This window comes from Micromonospora sp. CPCC 206171, assembly GCF_036906755.1.
GTDB lineage: Bacteria > Actinomycetota > Actinomycetes > Mycobacteriales > Micromonosporaceae > Micromonospora > Micromonospora purpureochromogenes.
Map to the genome: position 1 here is coordinate 19,503 of NZ_JBAKHT010000028.1, position 13,619 is coordinate 33,121.

Here is a 13,619-nt window from a genome sequence, read left to right on the forward strand (position 1 = left end):
GACGACGATGAACGACACGACACCCCCGATCGGGGCGAAGGTGGGCCCGCTGCTGCGCCGGGTGGCCGCGATGGAGGCCGCGATGTGGCGCAGCCTGTACGTGTGGGCGCGGCGCAAGCCGCTGCCGCTGGCGCCGGGCGATGAGCCGTTCGGCTACCTGGGCGTGGTCAAGCCGATCCTCGGGATCTTCATCGCCCTGTCGGTCGTGGAGATTCCGATCTTCGATCTGATCGTCACCAACGTGGTGCCGTGGGGGCCGGCCCGCTGGATCGTGCTCGTCCTCGGCATCTGGGGTCTGCTCTGGATGGCCGGCCTCTACGCGAGCATGCAGATCCACCCACACGTCGTCCGGGACACCGGCCTGCGGGTCCGGCTGAGCTCGGGCATCGACATCTGGATCCCGTGGACGGACGTCGAGGCCCTGCGCAAGCGTCACCGCTCGCTGCCCTCCAGCAAATCGGTGCAGGTCGAGCAGGAGGAGGACCGCCGGGTGCTGTACATCTCCGTCGGCAGCCAGACGAGCATCGACGTCCTGCTGCGCCGGCCGACGACCTTCGACCTGCCCAAGGGCCGGTCCGAGCCGATGGACGAGTTGCGGCTGTACGCCGACGACCCCGACGGCCTCCTGCGCAGCGCACGGGGCACCCCCGCGACCGGAACCGTCAGCCGGTAGCTGCCGCCCGCCGGCGGAGTGTCCGGGCCATCCACTGTGAAACGATCGAGGTCATGCCCAAGAAGGTCGATCACCAGGAGCGACGCACTCTCATCGCTGACGCGTTGATGCGGGTCGCCGCGGAGCAGGGCCTGGAGGCCGTCAGCCTCCGTCACGTGGCTGCCGAGGCCGGGGTGTCCGCCGGGATGGTCCAGCACTACTTCCGCACCAAGGACGAGATGATGGCGTTCGCGTTGGCCGTGGTCCGCGAGCGCAGCCAGGTCCGGGTCACCGAGGCGATGGCGCGACTGGGCGAGAACCCGTCCCCTCGGCTCTTGCTGCGTACGATGATCGCCGCGCTGTTGCCGCTCGACGAGCGGACCCGCGACGACGGACGGGTGGCGCTGGCGTTCCTCGCCTACACCGCGGTGCGACCGGCGGCCGCGCCCAGCCTGCGCGAGGACACCGTGCAGCTGACCGGGTTCATCGCCAGCCTCCTCCCGTCTCGAAATGCCGTCGCCGCCGCGGCCGGACTGCTGGCGCTGATGGAAGGGCTGGGCGTCTATCTGCTTGGCGGGCAGTACACCACCGAGGAGGCGTTGGGTGCGCTGGATGCCCACCTCGACCTGCTCTTCGGCTCGTCGGCTGCCGCCTGACCAGCGGTTCACCGGACCGTGAGGATGACGAGTTGCTGGGTCGCTCGGGTCATCGCGACATAGCGGTCGACCGCTCCTTCGATGCCTTCGCCGAATGCCGCTGGCTCGATCAGGACGACGAGGTCGAACTCGAGCCCCTTCGACAGCTCCGGGGTCAGCGACCGGACCCGGGGCGTCGCCCGGAACGTCGGGTCGCCGATGACGCAGGCGGTCCCCTCGGCGTGCGCCGCGAGCCAGCCGTCGAGGATCGAGTTCAGATCGGAAACAGATCCGTGTACGACGGGAACGCCGCTGCTGCGGATGGAGGTCGGCACGTTGGCGTCCGGGAGCACGGCCCGGACCACCGGCTCGGCTTCCGCCATGACCTCTTCCGGCGTCCGGTAGTTGATGGTCAGCGAGGCCAGGTTGATCCGGTCGAGCCCGACCCGCTCGAGCCGTTCCTGCCAGGACTCCGTGAACCCGTGCCGCGCCTGGGCGCGGTCCCCGACGACGGTGAAGCTCCGGGACGGGCAACGGAGCAGCAGCATCCGCCACTCCGCGTCGGTCAGTTCCTGAGCCTCGTCCACGACGATGTGCGCGAACGGGCCGGCGAGCCGGTCCGGCTCAGCGCTGGGCAGTGCGGCCTCGTCGACCAGGGCATCCTGGAGATCCAGTTGACGTAGGCTCGACAGCACACCTTCACCGTCGTCATAGGCGTGGGCCTCGATCAGCTCGTCGACGACCGTGGCCATCCGTTCCCGTTCGACCGCGACGGCGGCGTCGTGCCGGCGGTCGCGCCGTGACACCTCCGGATCGCCGAGCCGCTGCCGTGCCGCGTCCAGGAGCGGCAGATCGGACACCGTCCAGGCCTGGGCGTCTGCGCGCTGCAGCTTCCGGACGTCGTCCGGGCTGAGCCAGGGAGCGCACTTGCGCAGGTAGGCGGGTACCGACCACAGGTCTCCGACAAGGTCAGCCGCGTCGAGCAGCGGCCACGCCCGGTTGAAGGTCGTACGCAACTCCCTGTTCCGCAGCAGCGACCTGCGGACCAGCTCATCCGGCTCATCGCCGTCGTACTTCTCCACCAGGATCGTCAGCAGTTCCTCCCAGATCTCGTCGCGCGCCTCGTTGTGCGGGGTACCCGGGTCCGGTGCTTCGAACGCCTCGGCCCAGTCCTCGGCGCTCAGCCGGATGTCGGAGTCGTCGGTCGTGACCGTCATCGGTGTGGCCGGCGGCTCCTCGTAGAACCTGACGGCCGCCTCGACCGCCTGCACCAGGTCCGCGGACGACTTCAGCCGGGCCACGTCCGGGTCGGTCTCGATGGTTGCCGCGGCTCCCTCGGGGACGAGGTCCCGCAGGATGCAGGTCTGCACGTCCTCCTCTCCGAGGCTGGGCAGGACGTCGGCGACGTAGGCGAGATAGGGCTGGTGCGGACCGACGAACAGCACGCCACCCTGGCGGTGGCCGAGGCGTGGGTCGGAGTAGAGGAGGTAGGCGGTGCGGTGCAGTGCGACGACCGTCTTCCCCGTACCCGGACCGCCGTCGACGACGAGCGCGCCGCGGGATCCCGCACGGATGATGGCGTCCTGGTCGGCCTGGATCGTGCCGAGCACGTCCCGCATCCGGCTCGACCGGCTGCTGCCCAGGCTGGCGATGAAGGCGGACTGGTCGTCGAGCGCGGCGTGCCCTTCGAACCCGCCCGAGGTGAACACCTCGTCCCAGTAGTCGCTGATGCGGCCGCGGGTCCAGCGATACCTGCGTCGGCTCGCCAGACCCATCGGGTTGGCGTGGGTCGCTCCGAAGAACGGCTCAGCCGCGGGTGAGCGCCAGTCGAGCAGCAGCCGCCGACCCGCGCTGTCGGTGAGGCCACGTCGTCCGACGTACACCGGCTCGGGGTTGTCCGCACCGACCATACGTCCGATGCACAGGTCGAGACCGAAGCGACGCAGCGTGCGCAGCCGAGCGGTCAGCCGGCGGACCTCCTGGTCCCGGTCCACCGCCTGCCGGCCCTTGCCACCGGGCGCCTTGCGCGCGGCGTCGAGGCGGTCGGACAGATCGGAGAGCAACTGCTCCAGGCTTTCCGCGATGGCCGCGAAGTGCTGCTCATCGCCGGATATCAGCGCCGGGTCGGCCTTGGCCGAAAGATGGTCGGGAAGGCCGAACGCGCTGGCAGTCAGGGAATTCACGTCATCAGCTCCGATGTGAGATCGCGTGCAACGGGAGACGAGGGCGGGTGCAGTGGCGTCCTGCCGAAGCCCACGTCTACCGGTGGTGCGCCGGCGTCCAGGAACCCCACCAACTCGGTTTCGCGACTCCCATTTCCCGTGGGGTTCTGGCCTCGGCCGGCAATTTTGCGGCACGACCCCGGCCTTGCGGCAAGTCCCCCGGTGCGGTATATGTTGAGAATGGAAGGGATTGTTATTCCCTTCCATTGATCGTCCGCTGGACGGACAACCTCCCCACGAAGCCCCGCCGTGCCGCCGACCACCGGTGGGCCAGGAGGATGTCCTGCGGATGCGCCGCGCGAGCGCCGGGCGGAGCCCGCCAAACGCAGCGCTATGAGCGGTGGCGGCGCCGGTATCAGACCGAGGTCACGGCGCACCTACCGGCGCCCTGCCCCTTCACCCCGAGCTGCAGCGGGTAGGCCGCTTCGGCGTCCGAACGGTCCGGCTTCTGGCGTGGCCTCAGGCCGACGCTCCGGTGGGGTTTGCCGTGCCGTCGGCAGCCAGCGCGAGAACGTCCCGCGCCACGGGCAGCGCGGCCTCGCGGTGTGCCGGGACGAGTCCGATCCGGGTGCGTCGGTCGAGCAGGTCGTCGACGGTGAGGGCGAGTTCGCGGCGGGCGGCCCAGAGCAGTTCGGCGCCGGTGACCGGGATGTCGGAACTGATCGGCTGGCGGAGGTCGGCCGGCGCCCCGGCCAGTACGTCGACCGCTTCGGTGCCGTACCGCTGAACGAGCCGGCGTGGCGCGGGGACCCGGGCCAACTGGGCCCTGCTCGCGGCGCCGGGCAGCGGGAGGCGGCGGGTGCGGCAGGCGCCGGCGGCGAGGCGGCGCCGGCGCACGGCGGTGTCGACGGCGTCCTCCGCCATCCGTCGGTAGGTGGTGAGCTTGCCGCCGACCACGCTGATGATCCCGTCCGGGTCGTCGATGACGGCGTGTCGTCGGGACAGGTCGGCGGTCCGGGCGTCCGCGTCGGCGAGCAGCGGGCGGAGTCCCGCGAAGGCGCCGAGTACGTCGGTGGGCCGCAGGGGCTGGTCGAGGACGCTGTTGAGCACGTCGAGCAGGAATGCGACGTCGGCGTCGGCGGGCTCCGGCACGTCCGGCACCGGTCCGTCCACCGCTTCGTCGGTCAGTCCGGCATAGACCAGACCGTCGGTCTGGGGCAGGGCGAAGACGTAGCGGGTGAACTGCCCGGGTACCGGGATGGTCAGTCCGGTCCAGAGCCCGCCCAGGCGGGCGGCGGACAGGACGATGTGGGTGCCGCGGGAGGGGCGCAGGCGTACGTGCGGCGTCAGGCTGCCCGCCCACACACCGGCGGCGTTGATCACGGAGCGCGCGGTCACGTGCAGACGGGCCCCGGTGAGGGTGTCTTCGATGGTGGCGCCGTCGCGGTGCAGTTCGGTGGCCCGACAGCGGGGCAGGATGCGGGCCGATCGCGCCGCGGCGGCGCGGGCCAGGCCGACGACCAGTCGGGCGTCGTCGCAGAGCTGGCCGTCCCAGGACAGGTGCGCTCCGCGCAGGCCGGCCGGGCGCAGCGCCGGCGCCATCGCGCTCGCCTCGGCCGCGCCGAGCCGGCGGGTGCCCGGCAGGGTCCGGCGGGACGTTCCGGCACAGGCGCGCAACAGGTCTCCGGCGCGGAGGCCGGCTGCCGCGGCGCGATCCTGCCAACCGGTGGTGTATCCGGTCGCGGCGAGCAGCATCGGCAGGGGGCGCGTCAGGTGCGGGGCCGTGCGGGTCAGCAGGACGTGGCGTTCGACGGCGCTCTCGTAGGCGATCCCGACCTGGCCGTGGGCGAGGTAGCGCAGGCCGCCGTGAACGAGCTTGGAGCTCCACCGGGAGGTGCCGTGAGCGAGGTCGTTGGCGTCGACGGCGACCACGGACAGGCCGCGGCTGGCGGCGTCGAGCGCCACCCCGGCGCCGGTGACGCCCAGGCCGACGACGAGGACGTCGACGACGTTGCCGGCGGCCAGCTCGGTCAGGTCCCGCTCCCGGCCTGCGCCGGTCAACGATGCGCACACGCACCCTCCTTGCGCTCAAGTGACATCCGATGTAACTCTGTCACACATGGATGTACAAGGGGAAGCGTCGACCGCCGGCTGGGCCCGCTGGGGAACCGCGCGGGCCGTGCAACTGCCGGACTCCGCGTCCCGCCTGCTGGCACAGGTGCTCGACCTGACGCCCCCGCCGTCGGTCGTGGCACTGGCGGCGGTCGCGGTGCCGGACTGCGAGCTGGACGGCGCGGTCCTCGACGCGCTGCGGCAGGTGGTCGGCGACGGCAACGTGATCACCACCGGAGAGGCCCGGGTACGCCACGCCTCGGGGATGTCGACGCCGGACCTGTTGCGGGAGCGACACGGTGACGTACGCCGGGCCCCGCAGGCGGTGATCCGCCCGGCCGACCACCGCCAGGTGGTCTCCGTCCTCGACATCTGCTCCCGGCTCGTGGTGGCCGTGGTTCCGTTCGGTGGCGGCACCTCGGTGGTGGGTGGGCTGACCCCCGCCGCGGCTCGGTACGTCGCCCTCGACCTGGGACGGCTGAACCAGGTTCTCGCCGTCGACCCGGTGTCCCGGACCGCCACCCTGCAGGCGGGGCTGCGCGCCCCGCAGGCCACCGAACTGCTCGCCGAGCACGGATTCACCCTCGGCCACGTCCCCCAGTCCTACGAGTACGCCACCATCGGCGGATTCGCCGCCACCCGCTCGTCCGGCCAGGCGTCGGCCGGGTACGGCCGCTTCGACGACATGGTGATGGGGCTGACCGTCGCCACGCCCCGGGGCACCGTCCGGGTGGGCCGGGCTCCCGCCTCGGCCGCCGGTCCCGACCTGCGACAGCTCTTCCTGGGCAGCGAGGGGACGCTCGGCGTCATCACCGACGTCACCGTGCGGGTACGCCCGCTGCCCGCCCGGTCACACTACGAGGGCTGGCGATTCGAGTCGTTCGCCGACGGCCTGCACGCGGTACGGCGGCTGGCGCAGGACGGGCCGCGACCCACGCTGCTGCGACTCTCCGACGAGATCGAGACCATGATCGGGGCGGCCGGCTCCGGACGCTCGGAGGGCGGCTGCCTGCTGGTCGCCGGGTACGAGGGCACGGAGGTCCTGCCCACCGTCGAGGCCGCCGCCGAGGTGCTGGCCGCCCACGGCGGGGTGCCGCTGGGTGAGGAGGCCGGGCAACAGTGGGCACGGCACCGCTTCGACGCCCCCTACCTGCGGGACGCGCTGCTGGACGCCGGGGCGTTCGCGGAGACGCTGGAGACCGCGGCGTACTGGTCGGCGCTGCCGGAGGTGCACGGCCGGGTCCGCCAGGCGATCCTCGACGCGCTGCCCGACGGGGCGCTGGTGCTGGGCCACGTCTCCCACGTCTACGAGACCGGCGCCTCGCTGTACTTCACGGTGATCTGCTCGCCCGGATCGGACCCGATCGGCCGCTGGCGGACGGCGAAGGCGGCGGCCAGCGAGGCGATCGCCGCCACCGGCGCCACGATCAGCCACCACCACGGAGTCGGCGCGGACCACCGCACCTGGTACGCCGCCGAGATCGGCGACGTGGCCGTCGACCTGCTGCGGGCGGTCAAGCAGCACCTGGACCCGGCCGGCATCCTCAACCCCGGCATCCTGGTGCCGTGAGGTGCGCGCCTTCACCGTGGTCCTCGGGCCGGCCGCGCGCCGAGGACTGTCCCGCGTGATGCCGGTGGCCCACCGGCTCCGCGCCGCCGGCGCGCGGATCCGGGTGGAGTACACGCAGACCACCGAGCAGGCCCGCCACCGCGCCGCCGCTGCGGTGCAGGACGACGAGGTGGTCGTCGCGGCCGGCGGTGACGGCACCATCCGGCTGCTCGCCGGGGTGGTCGCCGACCTGGGCGGCCTGCTCGGCGTCATCCCGGCCGGGCGCGGCAACGACTTCGCCCGCCAGTTGCGGTTGCCGCACTCCCCCGATGCCGTCGCCGACCTGCTGCTGCACGGCCGGCCCCGGCACCTCGACGTGCTCCGCGTCGCCGGGCAGACGGTCGTCGGCAGCGTCTACACGGGCGTCGACGCGGCCGCCAACGAACTGGCCAACCGGTCCCGCCTGCCCGCGTCGCTGGTGTATCCCACCACCGGGCTGCGGGCGCTGCTGCGTTGGCCGCGGACCCGGTACACGATCACCGTGGACGGCCGGACGGAGGAGCTGCACGCGTACACGGTGGTGGTGGCCAACTGCGGGTACTACGGCCGCGGGCTGCACATCGCCCCGATGGCGCGGCCCGACGACGGAACGCTGGACGTCGTCGTGGTCCGACACGCGCCGAAGCTGCTGTTCCCGGTCGTGTTGCGACAGATGCGCGCCGGCGGGCACCTCGGACGCCAGCAGGTCACGTCCTACCGCGGCAGCTCGGTCACGGTACGCGCCGACCGGCCGGTGGTCGCGTACGGCGACGGTGACCCGATCGGCCGGGGCGACCAGGTGCACGTCGAGCTCCGCCCGCACGCGCTGCGAATCATCTGCGACCAGGCCCTGGTCGAAGCGGGTCACCGCCGTCGAGGGTCGCCGATGGCACCGTGAGCGACGTCGACGCAGCCCTAGTCCGGCCGCAGGTAGCCGTCGACCAGCCGGGCCAGCTCCCGGTCGAACTCGGCGACCGGCACGTCATCGGCGACCGTGCGGAGGGACAGCACGAACGACTGCGTGGTCAGGTAGACCATGCGGGCCAGCACCTCGGCATCGTCGGCGCGGACCGAGCCGTCCTCGTGGCCGTCGCCCAGCGCCGCCACGAGGAACCGCAGCATCTCGTCCTGGCCGTTGCCGCGCCGGTCGAGCAGGTACGGCAGCAGCACCTCCGGATCGACGTCGCGGATCTTGCACAGCAACGGGTGACTCCGGAGCACCCGGGCCGCCGACACCACCCGCGAGACCAGGCGGGACCGGGCCGAGCCCGCGCTCCCGTCCTCCGCGGCCGCCATCAGCACCTGATGCCACTCCCGGTTCATCAGGTCCCCGATCAGCGACTGTACGTCCGGCCAACGCCGGTAGACCGTCATCCGCGAGACCCCGGCCCGGCGCGCCACGTCCGTCAGCGTCGTGCGACGCACCCCGTAGGCGAGGACACAGTCCCGGGCAGCGTCCAGGACCGTATCGTCGACGCCGCGCTCGCCGGGCTGACTCACCTCCACCACGCGGAATGTCTACCACGCTCCCCGTTCCGGCCGCCCCGGGCGCGGACGACATGCGGTCACGGCGACCGTGCGAGTGCCGGGCGCGGCCGGTGCTGCCACTCCCCCCGGCGCCGCAGGGCGACCGGCCCGCCGGCCGTCGGAGCGGCACAGCCGGGGTCGCTTCCGACTCGCGACCGGGGGGCGGGCGTCAGCCGATGCGGTACTGGTCGCCGTAGACGGCGAAGACCAGCGGCGTGTTCAGGTTGAAGTTGCCGTTGTTGAGGAAGACCCGCTGGGCGGTGTCGACGCGGGAGGTGTCCGAGTGAGCCGCCTCCTTCCTCATCTCGGCGACCCGCTCATCGAGAAAGGCGTTCAGCCAGGTCCGCTCGTCGCCGCCCTGCGCCGGCGGCTCTGCTCGGGTGAGGGCACGGCTGCGGATCCCCCGCATGCCCTCATAACCGTGCATCACCGCCGCGTCGTAGTAGGCGAACTGCCCGAGCGCCCGTACCCCGTCGGCCTTGCCGTCGCGTACCGACGGGTTGAAGTACACCCGGTCCCGCTCGGCCTCCTGCGCGGCCCGGAACACCGGGTCCGCGGCCGCGGTCCGCCAGTCCCGCGGGAAGTACGGGTCGAGGCCGGCGTGCGAGTCGGTGCCGTTGACGGCGCGCAGGGCCGGCAGGTACCCGGCCAGCACGTTGCCCGGCTTGGTCCTCGTGTAAGCCTCCACCAGTTCGAGCATGTCGCCGGTGCCGGAGCAGAAACCGATGATGCCGGCGGTGTAACCCCGCCCGTCGCCGATGTCCTCGATGTAGGAGAACTGCGCGCGCCAGTCGAGCGAGGAGTTCTCCGCCGCCGAGACGAGCTGCATGGCGACGTCCTTCTTCGCCGGGTCGTCGAGGGGGGCGCCGGCCGGGGCGGACGGGCTGGGCGTGGCATCGCCGCCGGGCAGGACCCACCGCTGGTTGGCGTTGCCGGAGCAGCTCCAGATCTGCAACCGGGTGCCGTTGGCCGTGCTCCAGCCCGTGGCGTCGAGGCACTTGCCCGAGCCGGTGTTGACCAGCGCGCCGTTGCTGGCGGTCCACTTCTGGGCGCCGGTGCCGTTGCAGTCGTACAGCTGCACCTTGGCACCGTCGGCGGTCGACGCGGCCGTGACGTCCAGGCACTTGCCGAGCGCGCGGACCGACCCGTCGGCATTGCCGACCGTCCACGCCTGGGCCGCGGTGCCGTTGCAGTCCCAGAGCTGGACCGGCGTGCCGTTGGCCGGGTTGGCGCCGGCCACGTCGACGCACTTCCCCCCGAGGCCGGTGATCGGCCCGGCCGACGCGGCGCTGGCCGACGACAGGCCGTAGCCAACCGTCGCGGTGGACACCAGCAGAGCCGCTGAAAGGTGGGCGACTGTCCGCTTGCGAAGCATGGGCTCTCCTCGGATGGGGGGTGCGGTGCTACCGCCCTCCGGTTGGTGGCCTGCGCCGGGTCGGGCGGTCCCGGTTACCGCCGTGACGCATTAGATAACCTTATTAACAGATATCAGTACGTCTATGCGCTGTCAATCTACCGACGGTGCTGGCGCCGGCTGTGGTGGCGGGCAGGTAGCGCATGCCGGTGGGCCGGTGGGGCGCCCCACCGGCCCGTCGTTGTCAGCAGTCGTCAGCCGTTGTCGATCAGGCCGGCGATCTCGTTGTAGATCAGGTGCGCCTTCGCCCCCTGGTTGGACGGGCAGCCGCCGAGATGGTGCAGGGCGATCACCCGGTGGCTGGCGTTGAGCACCGGCGAGCCCGAGTTGCCGCCAGAGGTGTCACAGCTGTAGCTGATGTTCCAGGTGTTGTAGTTCGCGTTCCGCACGGTGCACGTCGTGCCACCTTGGGTGTTCTCGTAGATGGACAGTCGCTTCGGGCTGCCGTCGCCGTGCCCCGGGAGGTACATCCGGGTGCCGGTGCTGGTGGCGGTAGTCGCCAGGTACAGGGTGCCGAAACCTTGGATGGCAGCGAAGTTGTTCACCGAGTACAGGGTGTAGTCCAGTTCGCCGGAGCCGCCGGAGCTCACCTTGTAGAGGGTGGCGCCGCTCACCTTGGTGCCGGGCCCAGGGTTCGCGCCGCCGCAGGTGGCGCACTGGTAGTTGAACTGCATCTCGCTGCCGCTGACGGCGGACTGGGTCGAGAAGCAGTGCTTGTTGGTCAGCATGCGGTTGGTGTTGCCGACCCGCCAGGTGGTGCACAGCCCGCCGCCGCTGATCAGCAGCCGCGCCACCGCGTTGCCGCGCGCGTACTCACCGGGGTGGCTGCTCTGGTAGCAGACCACGTCGCGGCGGGCGTCGGTGCTGCAGACGGAGAGCGTGGAGAAGTTGTGCTGGGAGATCTCCGCGCGGTCGTAGCCGCGCCAGAAGCGGTCGATGGTGGCGGCGCCGCCACGGGAGCGGCGGCTGCTGTGCAGCGTCACCACTGCGGTGTCGCCCTCCACCGACATCGCCCAGAAGCCCGGCTGCCCGTCGATGGTGTAGTCCGAGCCGGTCGCCCGGTTCAGATAGCGGTCGTACCGGTAGCTCTCCCTGCCGTCCGGGCTCGAGACGGTGACGTAGTCGCCGTGGGCCAGGCGCAGTGAGCTGAAGTGCACCTTGACGTACGCCGCGCCGGGGTGCCGAATGATCTGCGTCCGGCCGCCCCGGGTGTAGGACAGGGAGCCGTCGACGGTGCGGAGTTCACCGACCGTGGTGACGCCCTCGGCCGAGAACTGGTCCGATTCGGGTGCCCGCTCGGAGTGTGGTGTGAGAGGCCGCACCGAGTACGCCTCGGCGGCGGGTACCGACAGCAGGCTCAGCCCAAGTGTGCAGGCGCCGAGCGCGACCGCCACCGTTCGCAGGCGGCGTAGGGCATTTTTCATCGTCGCTCCTCCCCCGGAACCAGCATCCGGACGTGCCTTTGCACCTTCATACCCGATTCCATTGACACATGCAAGTACGTCAATGTTTATGAGGGCCATGTCAGCGCCGCACTTCGTCCCGGTGGCCACCCACCCCGAACTGGCCGGGCACCGGTCACTCTTTCTCGACCTGCTCGGCCACGGCCTGAGCGATCGACCGCCGGACTTCGGCTACCCGCTGGAGGAACACGCTGCCACCCTCGCCACCGCCCTGGACCACGCCGGAGTCCGAGCGGCGGACGTGGTGGCCCACAGCATGGGCGGCGGGTTGGCGGTCGTGCTCGCCCACCACCGGCCCGAGCTCGTCGGCCGGCTGGTGCTGGTCGAGGCCAACCTGGAGCCGAGCCCGGCACCGAAGGCGGGCGGCAGCGGCATCAACACGTACACCGAGGCCAGGTTCCTCGCCAGCGGTCTTGCCGAAACCCTCGACCAGGTCGGACCGCAGTGGGACGCGGGCAGCCTCACCGCGGCCGGGGTGAGAGCGCTGACGGTGCCGAACGCCGGGCACAACGTCATGCTGGACAACCCGGAGGCATTTGCCCGGGTGACCGCCGCGAGTGTGACCGGCCGGGCCCGGCCCTGCTGACCGCAATGGCCGCTGGTGCAGACGGGCGGGACATGCGGCGCCTGCGGCCACAAGGCCCGGCTCCACGTAGGTGTAGCTTCGGCTCCGTGCGAAAGGTCTGCGTGGTCGGGGCGGGCGCGGTCGGTGGGGTGATCGGCGCGCGCCTGGCCCTGGCCGGGCTCCCCGTGTCGGCCCTGGCCAGGAACGACACGCTGGCCTCGCTGCGTACGCACGGCTGGTTGGTGAACTCGCGCGACGGCGGGCCGCAGGCCGCCCCGGTGGCCGCCGCCACCGACGACGCCGCGGCACTGGGCCCGCAGGACGTCGTGATCCTCGCGGTGAAGGCGCACCACCTGCCCGCGCTCGCGCCGGCGCTGGTGCCGCTGCTCACCCCGGAATCCGTGCTGGTCCCGGCGCTGAACGGGGTGCCGTGGTGGTTCTTCCACGACTTCGGCGGCCCACTGGCCGGCACCGTCCTGGACGCGGTCGATCCCGGCGGTGTCGTCTCGACGGCGCTGCCACCTGAGCAGGTGATCGGCTGCGTGGTCTACCTCGCCGCCCGCACCCTCCGACCCGGGCACGCCGTGCACACCGCGGGTGACGAGCTGGTCATCGGCGAGCCGTCGGGCGTGCCGTCTCCGCGGGCGGCGGCGGTGGCCACCCTGCTGCGCCGCGGCGGGTTCGCGGTGACGGTGTCGGAGTCGATCCAGCGGGACGTCTGGTTCAAGCTCTGGGGCAACATGACCATGAACCCGATCTCCGCCCTGACCGGCGCCACCGCCGACCGCATCCTCGACGACACGCTGGTCAACACGTTCGTACAGCGGGTCATGACGGAGGCGGCCGAGATCGGCGTGCGGATCGGCTGCCCGATCTCGCAGAGCATCGCGGAGCGCACGGAGGCCACCAGACGGCTCGGCGCCTTCAAGACCTCCATGCTCCAGGACGCCGAGGCTGGTCGCACCATCGAGCTGGACGCCCTGGTCACCGCCGTCGGTGAGATCGGCGCGCTGACCGGCACACCCACCCCGCACCTGGACGCGTTACTGGGTCTCGCCCGCCTCGCGGCCCGCGAGCGCGGCCTCTACTGACCGAGGCCCGGCCGAGGGCCCCGCTGCGTCGAGCGCGGCCTGGCCCCGGCTCCGTCATGCCCTGCACCGCGTAGACGGGCTGCCAGGGTCGGCTTGCGTGCTCCTCGTCGCGGAGGTAGCGGCTTCACGGAGGTGCCCTTTATATAGCAATCCTCCGGTTTTGCCGGATTACGGTCACTAGCATCGCTTTGGTCAGTCCTGCACTGATCGAGGCCGCCCCGGTCGGAAAGAACGGGCCCGCTGGGCGCCACCGCATCGCCAATCATCGATCTTGATACGGAGACCGCAAGTGCACGTGCAGACTTCGGGGAATCGGCGAGCCGGCGGGCGCCGGCGGGCGCACGCACCCGGTACGGAACACTCCGGTCGGCACCACCGTCTCGCCGAGGACGCCCGGCGATCGGGAAACA

Annotated in this window: 11 protein-coding genes; 6 read left to right on the forward strand and 5 right to left on the reverse strand. The window is 71.8% G+C overall.

What is annotated here, in order from left to right:
• Nucleotides 1-7 precede the first annotated feature (7 nt).
• Entirely contained in the window at nt 8-673 is a 666-nt protein-coding gene (locus V6U89_RS25170) for a hypothetical protein (RefSeq protein ID WP_334574180.1), read from the forward strand.
• A 53-nt stretch (nt 674-726) separates the two neighbouring features.
• A complete protein-coding gene (locus V6U89_RS25175; RefSeq protein WP_334574181.1) occupies nt 727-1,308 on the forward strand; it encodes a TetR/AcrR family transcriptional regulator in 582 nt (193 codons plus the stop codon).
• Nucleotides 1,309-1,316: 8 nt separating this feature from the next.
• Here the strand turns inward: V6U89_RS25175 and helR are convergent, their stop codons facing one another.
• Together helR and V6U89_RS25185 are read right to left on the reverse strand one after the other, a co-directional pair.
• Nucleotides 1,317-3,716, reverse strand: coding sequence for an RNA polymerase recycling motor ATPase HelR (gene helR, locus V6U89_RS25180; RefSeq protein WP_334574184.1), 2,400 nt, complete (start codon nt 3,714-3,716; stop codon nt 1,317-1,319).
• A gap of 252 nt (nt 3,717-3,968) precedes the next feature.
• Nucleotides 3,969-5,522, reverse strand: a complete 1,554-nt coding sequence (locus V6U89_RS25185; RefSeq protein WP_334574188.1) for a glycerol-3-phosphate dehydrogenase/oxidase — start codon at nt 5,520-5,522, stop codon at nt 3,969-3,971.
• A gap of 46 nt (nt 5,523-5,568) precedes the next feature.
• On the opposite strand from V6U89_RS25185, the gene V6U89_RS25190 reads away from it, so the two are divergent.
• Nucleotides 5,569-7,131 (forward strand): FAD-binding oxidoreductase, encoded by a 1,563-nt coding sequence (locus tag V6U89_RS25190; RefSeq protein ID WP_334574190.1) that lies wholly within the window; start codon nt 5,569-5,571, stop codon nt 7,129-7,131.
• 1 nt (nt 7,132) lies between these two features.
• Complete coding sequence (locus V6U89_RS25195; RefSeq protein ID WP_334574192.1) at nt 7,133-8,047, forward strand: diacylglycerol/lipid kinase family protein; 915 nt, start codon at nt 7,133-7,135, stop codon at nt 8,045-8,047.
• Nucleotides 8,048-8,064: 17 nt separating this feature from the next.
• Here V6U89_RS25195 and V6U89_RS25200 read toward each other — a convergent pair whose 3' ends face one another.
• The 3 genes from V6U89_RS25200 to V6U89_RS25210 form a co-directional block, all read right to left on the reverse strand.
• Nucleotides 8,065-8,658, reverse strand: coding sequence for a TetR/AcrR family transcriptional regulator (locus tag V6U89_RS25200; RefSeq protein ID WP_334574194.1), 594 nt, complete (start codon nt 8,656-8,658; stop codon nt 8,065-8,067).
• A gap of 187 nt (nt 8,659-8,845) precedes the next feature.
• The gene (locus tag V6U89_RS25205; protein ID WP_334574197.1) at nt 8,846-10,051 is read right to left on the reverse strand and encodes a chitosanase; all 1,206 of its coding nucleotides are present in this window, start codon (nt 10,049-10,051) and stop codon (nt 8,846-8,848) included.
• A gap of 233 nt (nt 10,052-10,284) precedes the next feature.
• Nucleotides 10,285-11,514 (reverse strand): trypsin-like serine peptidase, encoded by a 1,230-nt coding sequence (locus V6U89_RS25210; protein ID WP_334574201.1) that lies wholly within the window; start codon nt 11,512-11,514, stop codon nt 10,285-10,287.
• Between the two features lie 88 nt (nt 11,515-11,602).
• On the opposite strand from V6U89_RS25210, the gene V6U89_RS25215 reads away from it, so the two are divergent.
• Together V6U89_RS25215 and V6U89_RS25220 are read left to right on the forward strand one after the other, a co-directional pair.
• Nucleotides 11,603-12,139, forward strand: coding sequence for an alpha/beta fold hydrolase (locus V6U89_RS25215; RefSeq protein WP_334574204.1), 537 nt, complete (start codon nt 11,603-11,605; stop codon nt 12,137-12,139).
• An 86-nt stretch (nt 12,140-12,225) separates the two neighbouring features.
• Nucleotides 12,226-13,209, forward strand: a complete 984-nt coding sequence (locus V6U89_RS25220; protein ID WP_334574205.1) for a 2-dehydropantoate 2-reductase — start codon at nt 12,226-12,228, stop codon at nt 13,207-13,209.
• The last annotated feature ends 410 nt before the right edge of the window (nt 13,210-13,619 follow it).

What these genes read in the sequence shown, in the direction of transcription:
- V6U89_RS25215 (WP_334574204.1), top strand. Translation starts at nt 11,603, where the DNA reads ATGAGGGCCATGTCAGCGCCGCACTTCGTCCCGGTGGCCACCCACCCC.
- V6U89_RS25210 (WP_334574201.1), bottom strand. Translation starts at nt 11,514, where the DNA reads ATGAAAAATGCCCTACGCCGCCTGCGAACGGTGGCGGTCGCGCTCGGC.
- helR (WP_334574184.1), bottom strand. Translation starts at nt 3,716, where the DNA reads ATGGAAGGGAATAACAATCCCTTCCATTCTCAACATATACCGCACCGG.
- V6U89_RS25190 (WP_334574190.1), top strand. Translation starts at nt 5,569, where the DNA reads ATGGATGTACAAGGGGAAGCGTCGACCGCCGGCTGGGCCCGCTGGGGA.
- V6U89_RS25170 (WP_334574180.1), top strand. Translation starts at nt 8, where the DNA reads ATGAACGACACGACACCCCCGATCGGGGCGAAGGTGGGCCCGCTGCTG.
- V6U89_RS25175 (WP_334574181.1), top strand. Translation starts at nt 727, where the DNA reads ATGCCCAAGAAGGTCGATCACCAGGAGCGACGCACTCTCATCGCTGAC.
- V6U89_RS25205 (WP_334574197.1), bottom strand. Translation starts at nt 10,051, where the DNA reads ATGCTTCGCAAGCGGACAGTCGCCCACCTTTCAGCGGCTCTGCTGGTG.